20 protein-coding genes and 1 pseudogene are annotated in these 19,742 nt (G+C 70.2%); 3 read left to right on the top strand and 18 right to left on the bottom strand.

The window, feature by feature from the left end:
- Positions 1-175: 175 nt before the first annotated feature.
- The gene (locus AC1Q87_RS21495; RefSeq protein WP_492610868.1) at positions 176-682 is read right to left on the bottom strand and encodes a GNAT family N-acetyltransferase; all 507 of its coding nucleotides are present in this window, start codon (positions 680-682) and stop codon (positions 176-178) included.
- On the opposite strand from AC1Q87_RS21495, the gene AC1Q87_RS21490 reads away from it, so the two are divergent.
- Positions 681-1,019, top strand: coding sequence for a TfoX/Sxy family protein (locus AC1Q87_RS21490; RefSeq protein WP_492610867.1), 339 nt, complete (start codon positions 681-683; stop codon positions 1,017-1,019). The genes AC1Q87_RS21495 and AC1Q87_RS21490 overlap by 2 nt on opposite strands.
- 165 nt (positions 1,020-1,184) lie before the next feature.
- Here AC1Q87_RS21490 and AC1Q87_RS21485 read toward each other — a convergent pair whose 3' ends face one another.
- From AC1Q87_RS21485 to AC1Q87_RS21470, 4 genes are all read right to left on the bottom strand, one after another.
- A complete protein-coding gene (locus AC1Q87_RS21485; RefSeq protein WP_492610866.1) occupies positions 1,185-2,042 on the bottom strand; it encodes an SDR family oxidoreductase in 858 nt (285 codons plus the stop codon).
- Entirely contained in the window at positions 2,039-2,998 is a 960-nt protein-coding gene (locus AC1Q87_RS21480; RefSeq protein WP_492610865.1) for an oxidoreductase, read from the bottom strand. The genes AC1Q87_RS21485 and AC1Q87_RS21480 overlap by 4 nt, the downstream gene beginning before the upstream one ends.
- A 3-nt stretch (positions 2,999-3,001) precedes the next feature.
- The gene (locus tag AC1Q87_RS21475) at positions 3,002-3,781 is read right to left on the bottom strand and encodes an enoyl-CoA hydratase-related protein (RefSeq protein WP_492610864.1); all 780 of its coding nucleotides are present in this window, start codon (positions 3,779-3,781) and stop codon (positions 3,002-3,004) included.
- 206 nt (positions 3,782-3,987) lie between these two features.
- Positions 3,988-5,052: an MBL fold metallo-hydrolase gene (locus tag AC1Q87_RS21470; RefSeq protein ID WP_492610863.1), complete on the bottom strand. Its 1,065-nt coding sequence runs from the start codon at positions 5,050-5,052 to the stop codon at positions 3,988-3,990.
- 161 nt (positions 5,053-5,213) lie between these two features.
- Between AC1Q87_RS21470 and AC1Q87_RS21465 the strand changes: the two genes are divergently transcribed.
- Positions 5,214-6,536, top strand: coding sequence for a hypothetical protein (locus AC1Q87_RS21465; protein ID WP_492610862.1), 1,323 nt, complete (start codon positions 5,214-5,216; stop codon positions 6,534-6,536).
- Between the two features lie 66 nt (positions 6,537-6,602).
- Here the strand turns inward: AC1Q87_RS21465 and AC1Q87_RS21460 are convergent, their stop codons facing one another.
- The 9 genes from AC1Q87_RS21460 to AC1Q87_RS21420 form a co-directional block, all read right to left on the bottom strand.
- Positions 6,603-7,985 (bottom strand): RNB domain-containing ribonuclease, encoded by a 1,383-nt coding sequence (locus AC1Q87_RS21460; protein ID WP_492610861.1) that lies wholly within the window; start codon positions 7,983-7,985, stop codon positions 6,603-6,605.
- 104 nt (positions 7,986-8,089) lie between these two features.
- Positions 8,090-8,215, bottom strand: coding sequence for a hypothetical protein (locus AC1Q87_RS21455; protein ID WP_293406465.1), 126 nt, complete (start codon positions 8,213-8,215; stop codon positions 8,090-8,092).
- Positions 8,216-8,319: 104 nt separating this feature from the next.
- Positions 8,320-8,523, bottom strand: a complete 204-nt coding sequence (locus tag AC1Q87_RS21450) for a hypothetical protein (protein ID WP_492610860.1) — start codon at positions 8,521-8,523, stop codon at positions 8,320-8,322.
- 64 nt (positions 8,524-8,587) lie between these two features.
- On the bottom strand, positions 8,588-9,001 hold the full coding sequence (locus AC1Q87_RS21445) for a four-helix bundle copper-binding protein (protein ID WP_492610859.1): 414 nt from the start codon (positions 8,999-9,001) through the stop codon (positions 8,588-8,590).
- A 196-nt stretch (positions 9,002-9,197) separates the two neighbouring features.
- Positions 9,198-10,739, bottom strand: a complete 1,542-nt coding sequence (locus AC1Q87_RS21440; RefSeq protein ID WP_492610858.1) for an acetolactate synthase large subunit — start codon at positions 10,737-10,739, stop codon at positions 9,198-9,200.
- Positions 10,739-12,508, bottom strand: coding sequence for a feruloyl-CoA synthase (locus tag AC1Q87_RS21435; RefSeq protein ID WP_492610857.1), 1,770 nt, complete (start codon positions 12,506-12,508; stop codon positions 10,739-10,741). Before AC1Q87_RS21435 ends, AC1Q87_RS21440 begins: the two co-directional genes overlap by 1 nt.
- 65 nt (positions 12,509-12,573) lie before the next feature.
- On the bottom strand, positions 12,574-13,641 hold the full coding sequence (locus AC1Q87_RS21430; protein WP_492610856.1) for a DUF898 family protein: 1,068 nt from the start codon (positions 13,639-13,641) through the stop codon (positions 12,574-12,576).
- Positions 13,642-13,765: 124 nt separating this feature from the next.
- Positions 13,766-15,100 carry a dihydroorotase gene (locus AC1Q87_RS21425; RefSeq protein ID WP_492610855.1) on the bottom strand — a complete coding sequence of 445 codons (1,335 nt, stop codon included), beginning with the start codon at positions 15,098-15,100 and terminating at the stop codon, positions 13,766-13,768.
- Between the two features lie 15 nt (positions 15,101-15,115).
- Complete coding sequence (locus AC1Q87_RS21420; protein WP_492610854.1) at positions 15,116-16,090, bottom strand: glycosyltransferase family 9 protein; 975 nt, start codon at positions 16,088-16,090, stop codon at positions 15,116-15,118.
- A gap of 61 nt (positions 16,091-16,151) precedes the next feature.
- Here AC1Q87_RS21420 and ygfZ point away from each other — a divergent pair, with 61 nt between their 5' ends.
- Entirely contained in the window at positions 16,152-16,949 is a 798-nt protein-coding gene (gene ygfZ / locus AC1Q87_RS21415; protein WP_492610853.1) for a CAF17-like 4Fe-4S cluster assembly/insertion protein YgfZ, read from the top strand.
- A 141-nt stretch (positions 16,950-17,090) separates the two neighbouring features.
- Here ygfZ and AC1Q87_RS21410 read toward each other — a convergent pair whose 3' ends face one another.
- The 4 genes and pseudogenes from AC1Q87_RS21410 to AC1Q87_RS21395 all read right to left on the bottom strand — a co-directional run.
- On the bottom strand, positions 17,091-17,429 hold the full coding sequence (locus tag AC1Q87_RS21410) for a hypothetical protein (protein ID WP_492610852.1): 339 nt from the start codon (positions 17,427-17,429) through the stop codon (positions 17,091-17,093).
- Positions 17,430-17,461: 32 nt separating this feature from the next.
- A complete protein-coding gene (locus AC1Q87_RS21405; protein ID WP_492610851.1) occupies positions 17,462-18,331 on the bottom strand; it encodes an alpha/beta fold hydrolase in 870 nt (289 codons plus the stop codon).
- Between the two features lie 3 nt (positions 18,332-18,334).
- A complete protein-coding gene (locus AC1Q87_RS21400) occupies positions 18,335-18,871 on the bottom strand; it encodes a dihydrofolate reductase family protein (protein ID WP_492610850.1) in 537 nt (178 codons plus the stop codon).
- Positions 18,872-19,069: 198 nt separating this feature from the next.
- Positions 19,070-19,742 (bottom strand): annotated as a pseudogene (locus AC1Q87_RS21395) (TonB-dependent receptor); the annotation flags it as partial.

Below are 19,742 nucleotides of genomic sequence, written 5' to 3'. Positions count from 1 at the left end.
CGCTGCGGAGCGACGCCCCGACCTCGGTGGCGCTGAACCGCCCAAGCCCCCTCCCCCTACCCTCTCCCCCAAAGGGGGCGAGGGAACGGTCTACGAAGCCACCTCCCTCTCCCCTCCCGAGGGGAGAGGATAGGGTGTGGGGTCGGCGGCGCGGAGCGAAGCTCTCCGGTCTAGCCTATCCCTCCGCCAGCGCCTTCAGCGGCCCATCCGTCAGCCGCCGCACGATCCACTCGGTCTGCGCGCTCGCCCCCAGCGAGTCGTAGAACGCGATCGACGGCGCGTTCCAGTCCAGCACCGACCATTCCAGCCGCGCCAGGCCCTCGTCCTGGCAGCGCTGGGCCAGCCGCCGCAGCAGCGCCTTGCCGGCCCCCAGGCCGCGCGCCTCCGGAACCACGAAAAGATCCTCCAGATAGATCCCGTGCCGGCCGCGGAAGGTCGAATAGTTGTAGAACCACAGCGCGAAACCCACCGGCGCCCCGTCCGCCTCGGCGATGTCGCAGAACGCTCGCGGGTTGTCGCCGAACAGGTGCCCGGCCACGTCGGCCTGCGTCGCCTCGACCTCATGCAGCAGCTTCTCGTACTCGGCCAGACCGCGGATGAAGCTGTAGATCAGGCCCGCGTCCGCCGGGGTCGCCGGCCGCACTTGCACCTTGGCCGCCGCGGCGGTCTTCTCCTGGCCCATGCCCGTCTCTCCCGACTTCCTCGACTACGTGCTCGAGCAGCTGCATCCGCTCGGCGGGATCACCCACCGCCGCATGTTCGGCGGGGTCGGCGTCTCGCGGCACGAGCTGTTCTTCGCCCTCATCGCCGACGACGTGCTCTACTTCAAGGCGGACGCGGTCAGCGTCCCCGATTTCGAGGCCGCCGGCTGCGAGGCTTTCAAGCCGTTCGGCGGCGACAAGGCGATGAGCTACTGGACCGTCCCGCTCGAAGCCCTCGAAGACCCCGACGAAATGTCCGCCTGGACCACGAGAGCGCTAGACGCGGCGCTACGCGCCAAGGCCGGCAAGAAGCGCTGACGCCCCAACGCTAGGTGTCATCCCGGTTTCGGCGCAGCCGAAGACCGGGACCCATGAACACCAGATCGTTCAGAAGGAGGCGCCGCCTCGCCTAATGCCGCTCAAGCGGCGCGAATGGGTCCCGGTCTTGCTTCGCAAACCGGGATGACACTCATTGGCCGCTCACTACCCCACCACCACGCCGGGCGGCGGCTTGCTGCTCTCGGGCACGAAGAAGTCCGGCATCAGCCGCGCGGTCGGGTCGACCCGGTACTTGTCGAAGTCCCGTACGCCCTCCTCGTAGAGGAAGTTGTCGTCGATCAGGAAGTTGCCAGTGAACTCCCGGCTCGGCTTTTCGAAGATCGCGTGCGCGGCGTCAGCCATGATCTCCGGCGTGCGGCAGGACTTCATGCCCTCCTCGCCGGCCAGGGCGAACTGGATCGCCGCTGTGGCGATGCCCGTGCGCGGCCAGAGCGCGTTGAACGCGATCCCGTCCTCGCGGAACTCCTCGGCCATGCCCAGCACGCACATGCTCATGCCGAACTTGGCCATGCTGTAGGCGACGTGCCCCTGGAACCACTTCGGGCTCATGTCCAGCGGCGGCGACAGCATCAGCACGTGCGGATTGGCCGCCTTCTTCAAGTGCGGGATGCAGGCCTTCGAGGTGAGATAGGTGCCCCGCGCATTGACCTGGTTCATCAGGTCGTAGCGCTTCATCTCGGTGGCCAGCGTCGGGGTGAGCTGGATGGCCGAGGCGTTGTTGACGCAGATGTCGATCCCGCCGAACGCAGCCACCGTCTTCTCGACCGCCTCGTAGACGCTGGCCTCCTCGCGCACGTCGACGACCAGCGGCAGCGCCTTGCCGCCCGCCTTCTCGATCTCCTCGGCGGCCGAATAGATCGTGCCCGGCAGGTGCTTGTGCGGCTCGGCGGTCTTCGCGGCGATGGCGATGTTCGCCCCGTCCCGGGCCGCCCGCAGCGCGATGGCCAGGCCGATGCCGCGGCTGGCCCCGGTGATGAAGAGCGTCTTGCCGTTCAGGCTCATGTCGTCACTCCGGTGATCTCTTCCGACAGCGCCCACAGCCGGTCGGCAGCCTCGGGATCGATGGCGTAGGGCATGACGCCCTTCATCGGGTTGTCCTTGCTCCAGGGCGGCGCCTCGGCGCAGTCCTCGAGATAGAGCCCGCCGATCCCTTCGAGCTCTTCGCCGACCGCGGCCCAGACGCTGGTCGAGGCGCCCTGTTCGGGGGTCTTGAAGCCCTCGCGGACGTTGCCTTCCTCGTCCATCCAGCCCATCGCCACCATCTCCTCCTTGGGCAGGTAGCGCTGCAGCGGAGTCATGATGCCGCCGGGCATCACCGCGTTGGCGGTGATCCCGTGCTCCTCGAAGCGGGCGTTGTAGCCGACCGCGAACAGCGCGTTGGCGGTCTTCGACTGGCCGTACGCCTCCCACTTGTCGTAGGGCCGCGTCAGGTAGTTGGGGTCGTCCCAGTTGATGTCGCTGCGCCGGTGGCCGATCGAGGACAGCGCCACCACCCGCGCCAGACGCTCCTCGTCCGAGGCGTTCAGCAGCGCCCGGGTCAGCCCCACGGTCAGCACGAAGTGGCCGAAGTGGTTGGTGCCGATCTGCAGCTCCAGGTCCTCGGCCGTCCGCAGCAGCGGCGTCGCCATCACCCCGGCGTTGTTGATCAGGATGTCCAGCGGCTGGTCGCCCCAGGCGTCGACGAACGAGCCGACGCTCGACAGGCTGGCCAGGTCCAGCGTCCCGGCCACCACCTTGTCGGCCCCGATCGCCTCGTTGATCGCCACCGCCGCCTTCTCGCCGGCCGAGCGGTCGCGCACCGCCAGCATGACGTCCGCCCCCGCCGCGGCCAGCGCCTTGGCGGTCTCGTAGCCGATGCCGCTGGCCCCGCCGGTGACGACGACGTTGCGGCCGGAGAGATCGTGATCGCCGGCCACCACGCGGGCGGGGGTGAAGGCGCCGAAGCGGGAGCGGATCATGGGTCAGGACACCTTGCTGAAGTCGGGAGCGCGCTTTTGCGCGAAGGCGGCGAACGCCTCCTTGGCCTCGGCGGACTTCAGTTGGGCGGCGAAGTGCGCGCCCTCTTCGTCCATGCGTTGGGCGAGCCCCGTCTCGTCGCGCATCAGCGCCTTGGTGATCACCACCGCGGCGGGCGGGCGGGCGGCGACGGCTTCGGCCGCGGCGCGGGCCTTGGCGCGCAGCTGGTCCAGCGACACGACCTCGTTGGCGATGCCCCAGTCGACCGCCTTCTTGGCGTCGACCGCCTCGCCCAGCACGAACATCGAAAACGCCCGCGCATGGCCGATCCGGCTCGGCAGGGTGATGCTGGACGCCGCTTCCGGCACCAGCGCCAGGTTCACGAACGGGGTGGTCAGCAGCGCGTTGTCGGCCAGATAGACCAGGTCGCAGTGCAGCAGCATCGTCGTGCCGACGCCGACCGCGCGGCCGTTCACCGCCGCGATCAGCGGGGTCTTGGCCCGCGCCAGCGCCGCCAGCAGCGGATTGCCGCCGCGCCGCGCCTCGTTGGCCGACGACTCGCCGGCGTTGACCGCCGCGAAGTCGCTGATGTCGTTGCCGGCGGTGAACATGTCGCCGTTGGCCTGGATCAGGACGCAGCGCACGTCCTTGTCGAACTCGGCCTGATCGATGGCGTCGCCCAGCGCCTGGTACATGTCCCGGGTCAGGGCGTTCTTCTTGTCCGGACGGTTCATGGTCAGGGTCAGGACCCCGCCGGACTTCTCGATCAGAATATGGTCGGCCATTGAAATGCGCTCCTAAACTTACGCCGTATGCTAACGCGGCGCGGAGCGCGGATCGAAGCGGAATTTTCGCCGAGATGCTCCCCCGCTGGGGGAGCTGTCAGCCGACCGGCTGACTGAGGGGGACTTTGACTCCCTAGCTTGAGAGCGGTCCCCTCCGTCGCGCTTTGCGCGCCACCTCCCCCACGAGGGGAGGATCTGAAGGCGACTCAAGCCGCCCGGTACCAGATCACCCCGGCCTCGTCGGGCTCGGCCGTCGCCTGCCCGCGGGACATCAGGCAGTTGAGGTGCGCCAGGCTCTCGCCAGTGGCCATGCCCAGCACCCACTGGTCGATCTTGCGGCGGAATAGCACCGGGAACACGTCGACCGCCCTCTTCGGCTCGGCGATCAGCTTGTGCAGCCGCGCCAGCCCGCGCTCGTGGCCGCCGATCAGGTGGTCGATGCGCGCGTGCAGGCCGAAGAACGGTTCGTTGTGCGCCGGCAGCACCAGCACCTCGTTGTCGACCCGGTCCTTGATCGCCGCCAGCGTCGTCAGCCACTCGGTCAGCGGATCGCCGTCCGGCTCGGTCGGGAACACCGAGACGTTCGACGAGATCTTCGGCAGCACCTGGTCGCCGCTGATGAACAGCTTCAGGTCCTTCTGCCAAAGACAGACGTGCTCGGGGCTATGGCCGGACCCGACCACCACCTCCCACGGCCGTCCGCCGATCTCCACCACGTCGCCGTCGCAGAGCCGGCGGAAGGCGTCGGGCAGCGCGTGCAGCCCCTTGCCGAAGCCGCCGAACCGGGCGCGGTAATCCTCCAGCGCATCGTCGTCCCAGCCGGCGGCGCGGTAGAAGGCCAACGCGTCGGCCGGCGCCTCGCGGCCGGTGTCGGCCGCCAGGCTGCGGCACATCAGGAACTCCAGCCGGCTGATCCACAGCCGGCACTGGAACTTGCGGGTCAGCCAGCCGGCCATGCCGATGTGGTCGGGATGCATGTGGGTGACGAACACCCGCGTCACCGGCTTGCCGCCCAGCACGCCGGCGAACGCCTTGCGCCAGGTCTGCTGAGTATCGGATCCGCCCATGCCGGTGTCGACGATCGCCCAGCCCTCGCCGTCCTCGATCGCCCAGACATTGATGAAGGCCAGCGACCCGCCCAGCGGCATCCGCAGCCATTTGACGCCCGGCGCGACGTCGACCGCCTCGCCCAGCGCCGGGCCCTCGGCGAACGGATAGCTCAGCCGCGCCCGCGCCGCCTGTTCCTGGGTCTCTTCGAAGCCGTCGCGCAATGCCGTCCCCTTCTCGCTGTCGCCCTATTTTGAACGCACTGCTGGTCAGGGCAAACGCAACCTTCAGCGCCGTTCAGACGTCATTCACGACAAACTTGACCCACTGGCGCTGTGGGGGCTTATGTCCGCGCAATAGGGAACCACCCAGGAGTTATTCGAACATGAGGCCATTCATCACGGGGCTGGCCGCCACCTTGGCCGTGCTGGCCTTGGCGCCGGCCGCCGTCTCGCAAGGCAAAAAAGCCACCGAGATCTCGGATAAGGCGCGCGCCCAGGGGATGGCCGAGGCTCCGGCCCTCGCCAAAGCCGCGGGCATTTCTTGCAACGTCACCGACGCGCTGTTCGTCGGCAAGACCGAAGACAAGAAAGCCAAGACCACGACCAGCTATTACGAAATCGACTGCGACCAGGGCGTCGGCTTCGTGCTGTCGGCGGTCGCGGGCGGCGCGACGACGTCGTTCACCTGTATCGAAGCGGGCACCCCGGGTCCCGACGGCAAGCCGTCGAACCTGGCTTGCAAGCTGCCGGGCAACGCCGATCCCAAGGCCGACCTGGCTGGCGTGCTCGCCGCCGGCAAGGTGCAGTGCACCCCCGAAGCGGCTCGCGGCATCGGCCAAAGCGCCACCGCCACCTATCTCGAAGTCGCCTGCCAGGGCTCGGCCCAGGGCTACGTCCTGAAGACCAGCGCGCCGATCGATGCGGCCAAGCCGGTCGAGGCCACCGACTGCATGCTCTATGACGGCGGCCAGTCGAACATCTCCTGCACCCTGCGCAGCAAGGAAGACCGCCTGGCGGTGATCGACACCATCGCGGCCCAGGCCAACAACGGCTGCACCGTGAAGGACAAGAAGTACCTGGGCATGTCCCAGACCGGCTCGTCGTTCTTCGAAGCCGCCTGCGCCGACGGCAAGGGCTACCTCTACCGCGTCGACGCCGGCAAGCTGACCCAGACCTACGACTGCGCCAAGGCGCAGGGCGTCATGGGCGGCTGCACCCTGACCGACACCAAGGAAGCGGTCACCGAGCAGAACGGCCTCTACACCAAGCTGGCCAAGGCCGCGGGCTTCAACTGCGACGTCTCGAAGTACGCCCCGTTCCCGAGCGCCAACAACAAGGACATCGTCGAGATGGCCTGCTCGAACCGTCCGGACGGCGGCGTAGGCGTCTTCGGCGGCCCGAACGACAAGCCGATCGTCTACGACTGCGCCCGCGCGCCGATCGCCGGCTATCGCTGCTCGTTCACCAAGCTCGACGCCAACAGCTACGCCTCGGTCACGGCCGACCTGAAGAAGCTGGGCAAGCCTGACTGCGCGGTCTCCAACGCCCGCGTCATCGGCAAGACCGCCAAGGGCACCACCTACATGGAAGTCGCCTGCTCGGACGGCCTGAAGGGCTATGTCATGGAGTACAGCGCCGACCTGACGCCGCTGACCTCCACCGGCTGCGCCTTCACCAAGGACTGCAAGCTGCCGGGCAACGTCTAAGCCCAGCCAGCCAAGCTGAAGCGAAAGGCCCGGGGGCGACCCCGGGCCTTTTTCTTTGGCCGCGCCTCAGGCGATGCGCTGAAACTGCGTCGCGCCGGTCTTCGAGTCGGCGCTTTCCAGCCGCACGACCAGGCGGTCGCCGACCTCGACCTTGTGGGCCGTCACCCGCGCCACGACCGGCAGCTCGCAGAGCTGCATCCGCGCCCCGCGCTCGTCGATGTCGGTGACCACCGCATCGAAGCTCTCGCCGACCTGATCCTGCAGCATGACCGCCTCGGCCAGGTCGATCACCGCGCGGTCGATCTGCCCCGCCTGGGCGTCGGCCCGCGCCATCACCTTGGGCAGCTTGGCGAACGCCTCGACCGCCGCGGCCGGCGGCGGTCCGCCGTTGGCGATCGCCAGCACGGTCTCGACCACGTAGCGGTCGGCCAGCCGCCGCAGCGGCGCGGTCGCGTGCGCATAGGACGCCGCCATCGCCGCATGCCACGGCGGCTCGTCTTCCGAGAACGGCACATAGGACGCCGGCGCACCGGCCCGCCGCACGGCCAGCATGAACGCCGCCTGCTTGGGATCGCGCGGATCCAGCCGGACCTCGAACTGCGCCAGGCTTTCCATCTGCGGCCAGCTGAGGCCGAAGGCCCGCGCCGTCTGCCGCAGCCGCCCCACCGAACGCGCGTCGGGCTCGGGCATCACCCGGAACAGGCCGGTCTTGCGCGCCTGCATGACCTTGGCGATCGCCAGGTTGGTCGCCAGCGACAGCGCCGCGTTCTGCTCCTCGGCCCGCGTACGCGGCCGGAACCGCAGCTGCAGCCGCCCGTCCACAGAAGCCACCTCCTGCTCGGGCGGGTCGACCCGCACCGCCCCACGCCGCGCCTCGGCCGCGTCGATCCGCGCCGCCAGCTCGGCGAACCCAGCCGGCAGTTCCTCCGGCGTCGCCGTCTCGTAGGCCAGTTTGGCGACGCTGCGGATCAGCGCCCGCTCGGCGCCCTCCAGCGTCGGCTCGCCGTCCGCCGCCACCCGCACCGTGAACACCACCGCCGGCCGCGGCCCGGTGGGCAGCAGGCTCGCGGCGCCCTCGCTCAGCACGCGCGGATAGAGACTGGCCTTGCCGTCGGGCAGGTAGAGCGTCGCGCCCCGCTTCCAGGCCTCGACGTCCAGGGGGTCGCCGTCGCGGACAAACCAGCCGACGTCGGCGATCGCGTAGTGCAGCAGGAGGTCGCTGCCGCGCGCCTCGATCGCGAACGCCTGGTCGAGATCGGTCGAGGCGGCCGGGTCCAGCGTCACGAACCGCCGCTCGGTGCGATCGACGTGGGCGCTCGGCGGCCGCTGCGCCGCCGCTTCGGCGGCGGCCAGAACCTCCGGCGGGAACTCCACCGGAACCTTGAAACGGGTGCGGATTTCGGCCAGGCCCTGGCTCAGCGCCTGGTGCGGATCGACGAGCGTCTTCATGCCCAAGCTCTGTCAGGCCCGCCTGCTGCTGTCATCCCCGTCCGCCCAAACGAAAAGGCCCGCGGATCGCTCCGCGGGCCTTTGCGCGTTGGGTCAGGGTCGCCTTAGGCGTGCGAAAGCAGGTGTTCCGCATTGCCGCGCAGGTGCGCCAGCGCCTTGGTCACGAACGCGTTGACCGTTTGGTAGAAAGCCAGTTGGCCTTCGATGTTCTCGTAATCGGCAAACAGCATGATCGCCTCCATATGCTGAAGGCTATTTATGTTGCGACGCACACAAAATCAATGGTGCGGCGCAATATTTCCGATTGTGATGAAAAACGTGAACCGCCGCCGTGTCAGGCCGGCGGCCGGTTGCGCGCCATGATCTTCCGCACCACCAGCCAGATCCCCGCCGCCGCGACGACCAAGCCCAGCAGGATCGTGAACGTGGCGCTGTTGAAGACCCCGTAGAGCAAGATCGCCAACCCGATCACGGTCAGGATCAGTCCCAGCAGGTACTTCGTCAGCAGCATTCCCGTGCTCGGACGAACTTCAGCCATGGTCCACTCCCGCAATGCTGCGCAGCCAAATTCCGGAACGGCGTTATCCGGAACTTGGCTCCTCTCAGTGCTGGGTGGCGAAATTCTCCTGCCGCGCCTGGGCGCAGGCCTGTTCGCACATGCGGCAAGCTTCAGCGCAGATCCGGCAGTGCTCCATGTGGGCGGCGTGCCGTTCGCACTCTTCGGCGCACAGCCGGCAGGCGCCTTCGCAGAGCTCGATCATCTGGCCGACGAGCATCTGGTTCGATCCCGTACGCCGCGTCGCCAGCGCCCCGGTCGCCGCGCAGACGTCGGCGCAGTCCAGGCACGAGCGGATGCACTGGGTCAGCTTGGCGACCATCTCCTCGCCCAGGCAGGCGTCGGCGCAGGCCGTGCAGGTCTGGGCGCAGTCGTAGCATTCCTCGATACAGGCGATCAGCGCGGCGTTGGCGAGCCCGCCGGCCTGGGGATGTGTCGGAATGATCTGCTGAGCGTGCATGGCGGCCTCCTGAGGTTGGGGATGACCCTCCAACCTCAAGACGCCGACGCGGTTCCCTCACAAAGATCCTCCCCCGCTGGGCGAGGTGGATCGGCGCGACGCGCCGAGACGAAGGGGGACTGCTCTCAATCAAGAGCCTCCCCCTCAGTCAGCCTGCCGGCTGACAGCTCCCCCAGCGGGGGAGCATCTTCCTGCCCTAGATCGCCGCTTCGATGAACTTCGGGCCCGGCTCGGCCATGGCCTTGGCGAAGGCCGCGTCGAACTCTTCGGCCGTCTCGCAGCGCACCGCCGGCACGCCCAGGCCCTTGGCCACCGACACCCAGTCGATCTTCGGGTCGCCCAGGTCCAGCAGCTTGCTGGCCGAGGGGCCCGGATTGCCCGAGCCGGTGCGGCCCATCTCGATGTTGAGGATGCGGTAGGAGTGGTTCGCGAACACCACCACCGTCACGTCCTGGTTCTCGCGCGCCATAGTCCACAGCGACTGCACCGTGTACATCGCCGAGCCGTCGCCGTTCAGCGACACGATCTTGCGGTCCGGCGCGGCCGTCGCCGCCCCGATCGCCAGCGGGCCGCCGATGCCGATCGCGCCGCCGGTCAGGGCCAGCACGTCATGCGCCTTGGCGGTCGCGCAGGGCACCGCGATGCCGCCGCCCGAGGTCACCGAATCGTCGCAGATGATCGCGCCTTCCGGCAGGTGGCGGGCCACCGACACGCCCGCCGACTGCGGGGTCAGCGGTCCGGTCGGCGCCGCGTCGGCCACCTTGTAGGGCTGGACCGGGCCGCTCGCCGGCGCGCCCAGGGCGTCGGCCAGGGCCGCCAGGCCGGCGACCGCGTCTTCCGAGCGCTGCGCCAGGGTCGTGGTCTCGCAGCCTTCCGGCACCAGCACGCTCGGCCGGTCCGGATAGGCGAAGAACGCCACCGGGGTCACGGTGCCGACGAACACCATCAGGTCCGTGCCTTCCAGGTCGGCCAGCGCCGCCTCCCCGAAGTACTGCATGCGCGCCGGCTGGAAGACGCCCGCCCCGCGCGGCTGGCGCGCGCAGAACGTGTCGGCCATCACCCGCACGCCGGCCGCCTGCAGGCGCGCGGCCTGCTCCAGGGCCTTGGCGCTGGTCCCCTGCCCGCCCAGCAGCACCACCGGCTTGGCGGCGGCGCGGACCTTCTTGGCGACCTCTTCGACCACGCCGCTCGCCGGCGGCGCGCGGGTCGGGACAGCGGCCTTCACCGCGCCCTTGGCGGTCTCCAGCCACGCGGAGTCGGCCGGCAGGATCAGGCTGACCGGCCCGCCCGGCGCGCCGTAGCTGGCGGTCACCGCCTCGGCGGTCAGCTGCGCGACGCTGTCGGCGCTGTCGGCCGACTTCACCCACAGCGAGTTGGGCCCGACGATCGTCGGGATGTCCGAGTTCAGCGGGGCGTCGTACTGGCGGTGATAGGTGGCGTGGTCGCCGATCACGTTGACGATCGGCGTGAAGGCGCGGCGCGCATTGTGCAAATTGGCCAGGCCGTTGCCGTAGCCGGGTCCCAGGTGGAGCAGGGTGCAGGCCGGGGTCTCGGCGATCCGGCCATAGCCGTCGGCCGCGCCTGTCGCCACGCCCTCGAACAGGCACAGCACCGGCCGCATCCGCGGTTCACGGTCCAGCGCCGCGACGAACTGCATCTCGCTGGTGCCGGGATTGGCGAAGCAGGCGGTGACCTCGTTCTCGACGAGGGTGGTAATCAGGGCGTCGGCGCCGTTCATCAAAACACCATCACATCAGCAGCATCGGAAAACAGTCGTTCGGCCTCGGCCGCGCGCAGCGTGCGCGCGACGGGCTGGGCGATATAGCCCTTGTCGGTGATCTCGCCGGCGTTGGCGTCCGGCGGCGTTTCCAGCACCAGGGCCCGCGCGACCTTGCCGCCCGAGCCCTTGGCCCCGGCGTTGAAGCGCTCGATCCCGGCCCGCACCGCCGCGGCGATCGCCGCGCGGTCCATGTTCGGGTTCGGATAGAACAATAGGCCGACGGCTTCCTTACCCTCGCCGCAGACCACCGCGTCGGTGACCGCGTCGCCCACCGCCGAGACCGCCTTCACCCGCAGGTCGCCGACCGTGACGAAGGTGCCGCTGGCCAGCTTGAAGTTCTCCGAAATGCGTCCGTCGAAGGCCAGGCCCGCCTGGGGGCTCGCCTCGTCGACGAACCGCGCCGCATCGCCCAGCAGGTAGAATCCGTCGGCGTCGTAGCTCTGCGCCGACAGCTCCGGCCGGCCCAGATAGCCGGGCGAGACCTGCGGCCCCTTTACCCGGAATTCCAGCTTGCCGCCCGCCGGGGTCAGCTTGACGGCCGTGCCCGGCACCGGCAGGCCGATCAGCCCCATGCGGTCGTTGCGCCAGTGGACGTTGCAGGCGGTCGGCCCGGTCTCGGTCGCGCCATAGCCGGAGGCGAAGCTGATCTTTTCGCCGACGCTCGCCACGGCCACCGCCTGGATCCGGTCGCAGGTGTCCTGGCCCAGCGCCGCGCCGCCGTACTGCAGCACCCGCACCTGTTCGAAGAAGGTCCTGGCCAGCGCCTCGTCGCGCTCCAGCTCGCCGACCAGCAGCATCCAGCCGGCCGGGACCATGTTGTGATAGGTGGTCGCCACCTCGGTCAGGTTGCGCACCGTCTCGGCGAACCGCCCCGCCACCGGCTGGCCGGCGTCGATGTGCAGCGTTCCGCCGCGGTGCAGCGCCATGTGCAGGATCGAATTGGCCCCCAGGCTGTGGCTCCAGGGCGCGGAGTTGACCATCACCGGCGGCTCGTCGTCGGCGAAGCAGGCTGCGATCTGGGCCGAGTTCACCGCGATCCCGCGGTGCAGGCAGATCACCGCCTTCGGCAGGCCGGTCGACCCCGAGGTCAGCAGGTACTTGGCGTGGTCGTCGGGCTTGGCGCTCGCATCGACGCCGGCCCCGCTCAGCAGCCGCGCCAGCGGCACGTCGCCCGGCCGCGGGTTCTTGGCCGCGATCACCGGCAGTCCGGCCAGGAAAGGCGCCTCCAGCGCCTCGGAGAACAGCGCCGCGTCCTCGGTGTAGACCGCCGCGGGCTTCAGCACCTCGACCGCATGGGCCAGCCGCGTCAGGTTCGCCCCCGGCAGGCCGTACTGCGGCGAGACCGGCGCGATCGGCATGCCCTGGCTCATCGCGCCGTAGCCGACCAGCCCGTGGTCGATGCCGTTGCGGGCCAGGATCAGCAGCGGCCGCATGCCGACCACGCCCAGTTCGCGCAGGCCGCCGGCGATCGCCCGCACCTGCTCGCGCGCCTCGCCGAACGACACTCGCCGCCAGCCCTCGCCCGAGCGCTCGGCCAGCCAGGTCCGCGCCGGGGCCTCGAGCGCCCAGCGGTCCAGCGCCTGGGTCATGGTCGTGAAGTCGCCGAAGAACGGCGTCGGATTGGACAGGATCAGCTCGCCGCCGCCCCTCTCCTCGATGTCCAGCTGGGGCCGCGCATAGCGCGCGTCGCGGAACGGGGCGTCTGTGGGGCGGATTCTAGCGTCCATGATGCGCATAGCCTTAGCGGGCGAGCGCCGGGGATGTCATCCCCATCCAAGCAAATCCCCCTCGCCTAGGAGCCGGCTTTCACCTCGAGCGGCGTGAACTTGACCTCGCCCGACTGCCGCGCGGCCCGCTGCCGTTTCGACAGCCGCCGCGCCTCCTCCAGCTGCGAAAACACGAACGCGCTCTCGCGGGCCGCCGCATAGGACGCCAGCCCGCCCAGCGAGCCGATGCGCAGCGCGGTGTTGCTCGCCTGCAGCGCCGTCCACGCCCGCCAGCCGAGCGGCAGCGCCAGGCCCAGGCCCGCCGCCGTCGCCGCGCGTCGCGCCGCCCGGTACGGCGCCCAGGCGGCCGCCAGGGCCAGCCACAGCGCCAGGCTCAGAGCGCCCAGCGCCAGGAGCTCGAGCAGGCTCGGCGCGGCCCCGGCCGCCGGCGTCGGAAAGAACCCCGCCGCCAGGCCCAGCAGCACCCCGGCCGCGAACAGCGCGACCATCACGCTGGCGAACCAGCCGATCGCGAAGGCGCTGTAGAGCGGCCGGCGCGCTGCGGCCGCCGCGTCGAAGGCCGCCGGCCGATGCGGATGATGCAGCCCGCTCCAGAGCACCACGTCGCGCCGCCGGTCGGCCTGCGGCCGCCACCAGCCGAGCGTCAGCACGCTGATCGCCGCGTCGCGCAGCTCGCCCAGCGCGAAGGCCGACGACGAGCCGTCGATCTCGAACACCTGCCCGCGCCACTCGGTGCGCGTCGCCAGATAGACGAAGCCGACGAAGCGGCAGAAGCCCAGGAACAACGCCACGCTCGCCGCCGCGGCCAGCGCCACCGGCGCGCCCCAGACGCCAAGCCCCTGCACCGCCGCCACCGCCGCGGCCAGCGCCGCGGCGACGACCGCCAGCTTGGCCAGGGCGCCGATCAGCAGCTCGATCCCCAGCCCGCCATAGTCCAGCGGCTCGCCGTTCATGTCGGTGGCCGCCCACAGCCGCCGGCGCGTCTCGCTGCGCGCCCAAAATCCGTGAAGTCCGAACGTGACGAGGTTCAGCGCCCCGTGGCGCAGACCGAGCGAGCGGAAGTCCCGTGCATCCAGCCGTTGCACGAGCGTCAGACTCTGGCCGCCCGACCCGGCGGCGTTCGATCGCGACATCTACTCCCCCGCGACGAGCCTTCGGCGCGCGAGTGCGCCGGTTACTTCCCACTGTCGGTAGTATGTCGCGAAAGTATTGCCGAGACCCGAACCGGGCGCTCGTGGCTTCCCTCCCTGGGGGAAACTAGCCCCCCAGGGTCTCGGCGAAGCGGACCGGCTGGCCGATGCTCGGCGCGACCAGCTCGTCGTCGCGCATCACCACCGTGCCGCGGATGATCGTCGCCGTCGGCCAGCCCTTGGCCTCGAAGCCGTCGAACGGGGTCCAGCCGACGCGGGTCGACATGTCCTCGTGCTTGATCGTGCGGCGGGCGTTCATGTCGACCACGGTGATGTCGGCGTCGTAGCCGACCGCCAGCCGGCCCTTGTCGGCCATGCCGAACACCCGGTTGGCCCCGTGGCTGGTCAGGTCGACGAAGCGCTCCAGGCTCAGCCGGCCCTCGTTCACATGGGTCAGCATCACCGGCACCAGGGTCTGCACGCCGGGCATGCCCGACGGCGAGGCCGGATAGGGCCGAGCCTTCTCGTCCTTGGTGTGCGGCGCGTGGTCTGAGCCCAGCACGTCGGCGATGCCGGCGGCGACGCCGTGCCACAGCCCGGCCTGGTGATAGGCGTTGCGGATCGGCGGGTTCATCTGGGCGTAGCCCTTCAGCCGCTCATAGGCTTCCGGCGCGGTCAGGGTCAGGTGCTGCGGCGTCACCTCGACGCTGGCCACGTCCTTGTGCAGCGCCAGGAACTCGATCTCCTCGCGGGTGGTGACGTGCAGCACGTGGATGCGCTTGCCCAGCGCCTTGGCGATCCGCACCAGCCGGTGGGTCGATTCCAGCGCCGAGGCGGCGTCGCGCACTTCCTCGTGGCTGGTCCAGTCGCCGGTGCGCGCCAGCGGTCGGCGCTCGGCCAGCCGGTATTCGTCCTCGGAGTGGAACGCCGCGCGGCGGTTCACGTGGCGCAGCACCTGCTCGATGCCCTCGTCGTCCTGCACCAGCAGGCTCCCGGTCGAGGCGCCCATGAACACCTTGATCCCGCAGCAGCCCGGCAGTCGCTCCAGCTCGCCCAGGAACTTGGCGTTCTCATGCGTGCCGCCGACATAGAAGGCGTGGTCGGTGTGCATCCGGCCGGCGGCGCGATGCAGCTTGTCGGCCAAGGCGTCCGGGTCGGTGGTGGTCGGCTCGGTGTTCGGCATCTCGAACACGGCGACCACGCCGCCCATGGCCGCCGCGCGCGATCCGGTCTCCAGGTCTTCCTTCCACTCCAGGCCCGGTTCGCGGAAGTGCACCTGGGTGTCGATCACCCCCGGCAGCACGGTCAGGCCCTTGGCGTCGAACACTTCCCCGGCGCTGGCTTGGGACAGGTCGCCGATCTCGACGATCTTGCCCGCGCGCACGCCGACATCGGCCAGGCCGCGGCCGGCATGGTTCACCACCTCGCCGCCCCTCACGATGAGGTCGAAGGTCTCGGGCATGTTTCGTCTCTGGCTTTAACTGGCTTTGGAACTGGTCTGGGCGAGCAGGTCCCGGGCGGCGTTGGTCACCCAATCCACCGGCAGGTCCATCATGTGACAGAGCGCCTGCGAGAGCGCCGGGTCAACCTCGCGGATCTGCTCCAGGCTGCGAATGCCGCGCACGATGCGGGTGTCTTCGCCCCACGGGCCGTACAGCTTGTCGTCCGAGGGCCCGAACAGGCCGATGGTCGGGGTCCCGGCCGCGGCGGCCATGTGCATCAGGCCGCTGTCGTTGCCGATGAACAGCCGGGCGCGCTTCAGGCAGGCGTAGCTGGCCAGCAGCTCGACCTTGCCCGCCAGGTCGATGGTCCGCTCGCGCGGCACGACGTTGCGCAGCGCGCTGACCGCCTGCTGGTCGCCGGGGCCGCCGAGCAGCATCAGCCGCCCGCCGGCCATCGGCCCGCCCAGCAGTTGGATCGCCACCTGCGCAAAGCGTTCGGCCGGCCAGGTCTTGCCGACCCAGTTGGCGGCCGGGGCCATGGCCAGGATCGGCCCGCGTCCGGCGGTCAGTTCGTCGGCATAGGCCTCAGTCGCCGCCGAGGTGAACAGGTAGGGCGCCGGCGGCTCGTCCTCGATCTTCAGCAGCCGCGCCGCTTCGATGACCTTGTGCACGCCGCCGCCCGAGCCGCGCTTGTAGACCGCCCGCCGCTCGCGGCGCAGGAACTGCGAGATCGCCGAACCGCGCAGGTCGACGATCAGCCCCCACTTGCGATGACGCACCTCGCGCCACAGCTTGAACCAGTGGCCGCCGTTCTTGGCCTTCTCCAGCACGATGAGGCGATCAAGATTGGGGACTTCGGCGAACAGCGGCGCGGCCGCCTTGCCGGCGACGATCGTGAAGCGCGCGTTCGGAACCTCGTCCAGCAGGCGTTTGATCAGGCCGGACGACAGCACCGCGTCGCCGATCCGGGTCGCGGTGATGAACAGAATCGGGAAGGACCCGTGCGCCATCGTCCTTCTATAGGGCTCCTGACGCTGGCGCTCCACCCGCGCAGGCCCTAACTCCTCTCTCATGTCGACGCAGCCCCCGATCGCAGCCCTGTCCAGCCGTGCCCTCATCGCCGTCTCGGGCGAGGATTGGCGCAGTTTCCTGCAAGGCCTCATCACCCAGGACGTCGACACCCTCGCCCCGGGCGAGGCGCGGTTCGGCGCTCTCCTGAACCCCCAGGGGCGGCTTTTGTTCGATTTGTTCGTGGTCGGACGCGATGACGGCGCCTTCATCGACGTCGAGCGGACCAGCCGCGAGGCCCTGATCCTGCGCCTGACCATGTACCGGCTGCGCGCCAAGGTTCAGATCGCCGCCGACGAGACCCCGGTGCTCGCCGCCTGGGGCGCCGATCCGGGCCACGGCTGGTCGCCCGACCCGCGGCTGGCCGCGCTGGGCTGGCGCGGCTACGGCGTCGAGGCGGCGCCGACCACCGACGAAGCCGCATACGACGCGCATCGCCTGGCGCTCGGCGTGCCGGGCCCGGCCGACTGGGGCGTCGAGAAGACCTATCCGATCGAGGCCAACTTCGACCTGCTGCACGGCATCGACTTCCACAAGGGCTGCTTCATCGGCCAGGAGACCACCTCGCGCATGAAGCGCCGCGGCCAGATCAAGAACCGCATGCTGCCCCTGGCCTTCGACGGCGCGCCGCCCGCGGCGGGCTCTGAGCTCCTGCTCGACGGCGAACGCCGCGCCGGCGAAGTGCTCACCGGCCAGGGCGGCCGCGCCATCGCCCTCGTCCGCCTCGACCGCCTCGAAGGCGCCCTCACCGCCGACGGCAAACCCGCCCGCGCCGAAAGGCCGGACTGGCTCGAGATCTAGTTCCTCCCCTCTTGGGGGAGGTTGATCGGCGCGAGGCGCCGAGACGGAGGGGGACTACTATCCCCTATGTTCGTCATGGCCGGGCTTGTCCCGGCCACCCATAGACATCGCGCTCAGCGATCTTGGCGCAGACGTCGGCGTTTATGGGTCCCCGACACCCCGCTTCGCTCCGGTCGAGGATGACGAACGGGGGATGGAACACCCACCGATCCCCGCCGCATACCGCCGCCCCAGCAGCGTCGCATGCTCGACCAGCGCGATGCGGTCGCCGACCACGCAGCCGTGCCCGCGGCTCATGGCCAGACGGACGCGGCGCTCGCCCGTCTGCACCAGCAGTCCCGGCTGGGTCCCGCCCTCGCGCTCGACCGACAGCAACCCGACGACTGCGCCCTCGACCGTACGCCCCGGCCCGAGCGTGACCGTCGGCGCCACGAAGGCGGCGACCGCCAGCGTCACGCCCGCCAGCAGCAGGCTCAGCACCAGCCCGTCCCGATGTACGGCCAGGAACGTCCTCACGCCGTGAAAAACCCCCGCAGCGCCGCCAGCGTCTCCGCCGGCTTCTCCTCGGCCAGGAAGTGCCCGGCCCCCTCGATCGCCTGGCCGCGCAGGTCCTCGCACCAGGGCCGCCAGACCTCCAGCACGTCGTACCAGTGGCCCACCGCCCCCTTGGCGCCCCACAGCACCTGGGTCGGGGCGGCGATTTTCCTGACTCCGCGGTCCGCCTCGTCGGCGGCGACGTCATAGGTCGCCCCGGCCCGGTAGTCCTCGCACATGGCGTGGATCACCGCCGGATCGGCCAGGGCGGCGACATAGTCGGCATAGGCGGCCGGCTCGAAATAGGTCGCGCCCTGGGCGATGCGGAACGCGAAGTGCACCGGGTCGGCGGCGATGAAGTGCTCCGGGAACGGATGGGCCTGGGCCAGGAAGCTCCAGTGCCAGTAGCCCAGCGCGAACCGCTTGTCGGCCCGCGCCCAGACGTCGGCCGTCGGGATGATGTCGAGGATGCTCAGCCTGCGCACCGCCTGCGGCGTATCCAGCGCCAGCCGATAGGCCGTGCGACCGCCCCGGTCGTGGCCGGCGACGTCGAACCGATCGAACCCCAGCACCTTCATCAGCGCCACCATGTCGCGCGCCATCGCCCGCTTCGAATAGGGCTCGTGGTCCGGCGACGTCGGCGGCTTCGAACTGCCGCCGTAGCCGCGCAGGTCCGGAGCCACCACCGTGAAGTCCTTGGCCAGCTCGCCGGCGATCTGGCCCCACATCATGTGGGTCTGCGGATAGCCGTGCAGCAACAGCAGCGGCGGCCCCGCCCCGCCGATCCGGTAGCGCAGCACCGCCTCGCCCGTACTCATCCGCTCGAGCTTGAAACCGTCGAAGGACATCCGTCAGTCCTCCGCCGACTCGTAGGTCAGCCGGATCGCGTCCGGTCCGATCCGCTCGTGGGCGATCAGGCGCAGCCGCGGCCGCGCGCCGACGAAATACGGACTGCCGGCGCCGAGCACGACGGGATGCAGATAGATCCGGTAGGCGTCGATGAGCCCGAGCTCGCCCAGGCTCCTGGCCAGCACCGGTCCGCCGACCTCGATCTCGCCGGGCTGCTCGGCCTTGACCTTGCGCAGCACCGCCTCGAAGTCCTCGCCGACCAGCGTCGCGTTCGGCCCGACTTCGGTGAGCGAGCGCGACACCACCCACTTGTGCTGCGCCCGCCAGGCGTCGGCGAACGCGCGCTCGGCCTCGCTCCAGCCCGCGTCGTCCTCGTCCCAGTAGCGCATGATCTCATAGAGGCCGCGGCCATAGATCGCCCCGGTCTGCTCGCGCGCCTGCTCGACGAAGTGCTCGAACAGCACGGGATCGGGCGCGAACTTGTCGTAGTCGACATAGCCGTCCAGCGACTGGTTCATTCCAAAGACGAGCCTCGCCATGGCGGCCTCCCTTGCTGGCGCGCCACCATGACCGACTTTCGCGCTCGTGCGTAGCGCGAGGGCGTCCGCCGTTATTCCTCCCCTTCCGGGGGAGGTGGATCGGCGCGCAGCGCCGAGACGGAGGGGGTCTGCGGAGCCAGCAGTCCCCCTCAGTCAGCCCTTCGGCGACAGCTCCCCCAGCGGGGGAGCAATCAGGTCCTAGAAGAACAGCTTGCGCACCGTGAACTTCACCGTGCGGCCGACCGGGTCCAGCAGGTCGGGCTGATAGCTGATCGGCGTGATCCCCTGCGGGGTCTTCACGTCCTGGCGCTCGTCGAACAGGTTGTCGACCGACAGCGTCGCGCGCATGCCGCGCAGCCACTTCTGCTCACGGGCGATCGGCTGCATGCCAAGGTCGGCGAAGAGCCGCAGGTTCACCGTCGTCAGGTCCGAGAACTCCAGGTCCTCGGCCGCGGTCAGGCCGGTGACCTTGGTCGCGCTCTGCCACTTGGCGTTGGCCGCCACGCCAAGGCCGCCGCGGGTGTAGTTGGCCTGCAGGTCGACCTGGTGGCGCGGCGAGCCGCCGCCCGAACCCAACGCCCCGCCGTCCAGCAGGTCCAGGGTCGGCACGCCCGGCCGGATCTCGACTTCGTCCTTGAACGCCACCGTGTGGTAGAGCCCGACCTGGAACACGCCGTTGCGCGGGCCGCCGGGACCAAAGCCGCCGATGCGGCCGCCGCCCCCCGGACCGCCCATGCCGCCGCCGCCCATGCGCGGGCCGTCGCCGCCGCCCATGCCGCCGCCCGGAGGCGGCCCCTCGCCCGGCGGCGGACCGTCGGGCGGACCTTCGCCCTGGCGCTGGCCTTGCTGCTGGCCCTGACCTTGTTGGCCC

This window comes from Phenylobacterium sp. GW823-FHT02A09, assembly GCF_058797775.1.
Note: the sequence above shows the minus strand (reverse complement) of the source record. Positions and strands in the feature narration are given on the sequence as shown.

Excerpts from the sequence above, each read along its gene's own strand:
- AC1Q87_RS21490 (WP_492610867.1), top strand. The coding sequence starts at position 681 with ATGCCCGTCTCTCCCGACTTCCTCGACTACGTGCTCGAGCAGCTGCAT.
- AC1Q87_RS21495 (WP_492610868.1), bottom strand. The coding sequence starts at position 682 with ATGGGCCAGGAGAAGACCGCCGCGGCGGCCAAGGTGCAAGTGCGGCCG.
- AC1Q87_RS21485 (WP_492610866.1), bottom strand. The coding sequence starts at position 2,042 with ATGAGCCTGAACGGCAAGACGCTCTTCATCACCGGGGCCAGCCGCGGC.
- AC1Q87_RS21480 (WP_492610865.1), bottom strand. The coding sequence starts at position 2,998 with ATGATCCGCTCCCGCTTCGGCGCCTTCACCCCCGCCCGCGTGGTGGCC.
- AC1Q87_RS21475 (WP_492610864.1), bottom strand. The coding sequence starts at position 3,781 with ATGGCCGACCATATTCTGATCGAGAAGTCCGGCGGGGTCCTGACCCTG.
- AC1Q87_RS21465 (WP_492610862.1), top strand. The coding sequence starts at position 5,214 with ATGAGGCCATTCATCACGGGGCTGGCCGCCACCTTGGCCGTGCTGGCC.
- AC1Q87_RS21460 (WP_492610861.1), bottom strand. The coding sequence starts at position 7,985 with ATGAAGACGCTCGTCGATCCGCACCAGGCGCTGAGCCAGGGCCTGGCC.
- AC1Q87_RS21455 (WP_293406465.1), bottom strand. The coding sequence starts at position 8,215 with ATGCTGTTTGCCGATTACGAGAACATCGAAGGCCAACTGGCTTTCTAC.
- AC1Q87_RS21450 (WP_492610860.1), bottom strand. The coding sequence starts at position 8,523 with ATGGCTGAAGTTCGTCCGAGCACGGGAATGCTGCTGACGAAGTACCTG.
- AC1Q87_RS21445 (WP_492610859.1), bottom strand. The coding sequence starts at position 9,001 with ATGCACGCTCAGCAGATCATTCCGACACATCCCCAGGCCGGCGGGCTC.
- AC1Q87_RS21440 (WP_492610858.1), bottom strand. The coding sequence starts at position 10,739 with ATGAACGGCGCCGACGCCCTGATTACCACCCTCGTCGAGAACGAGGTC.
- AC1Q87_RS21435 (WP_492610857.1), bottom strand. The coding sequence starts at position 12,508 with ATGGACGCTAGAATCCGCCCCACAGACGCCCCGTTCCGCGACGCGCGC.
- AC1Q87_RS21430 (WP_492610856.1), bottom strand. The coding sequence starts at position 13,641 with ATGTCGCGATCGAACGCCGCCGGGTCGGGCGGCCAGAGTCTGACGCTC.
- AC1Q87_RS21425 (WP_492610855.1), bottom strand. The coding sequence starts at position 15,100 with ATGCCCGAGACCTTCGACCTCATCGTGAGGGGCGGCGAGGTGGTGAAC.
- AC1Q87_RS21420 (WP_492610854.1), bottom strand. The coding sequence starts at position 16,090 with ATGGCGCACGGGTCCTTCCCGATTCTGTTCATCACCGCGACCCGGATC.
- ygfZ (WP_492610853.1), top strand. The coding sequence starts at position 16,152 with ATGTCGACGCAGCCCCCGATCGCAGCCCTGTCCAGCCGTGCCCTCATC.
- AC1Q87_RS21405 (WP_492610851.1), bottom strand. The coding sequence starts at position 18,331 with ATGTCCTTCGACGGTTTCAAGCTCGAGCGGATGAGTACGGGCGAGGCG.
- AC1Q87_RS21400 (WP_492610850.1), bottom strand. The coding sequence starts at position 18,871 with ATGGCGAGGCTCGTCTTTGGAATGAACCAGTCGCTGGACGGCTATGTC.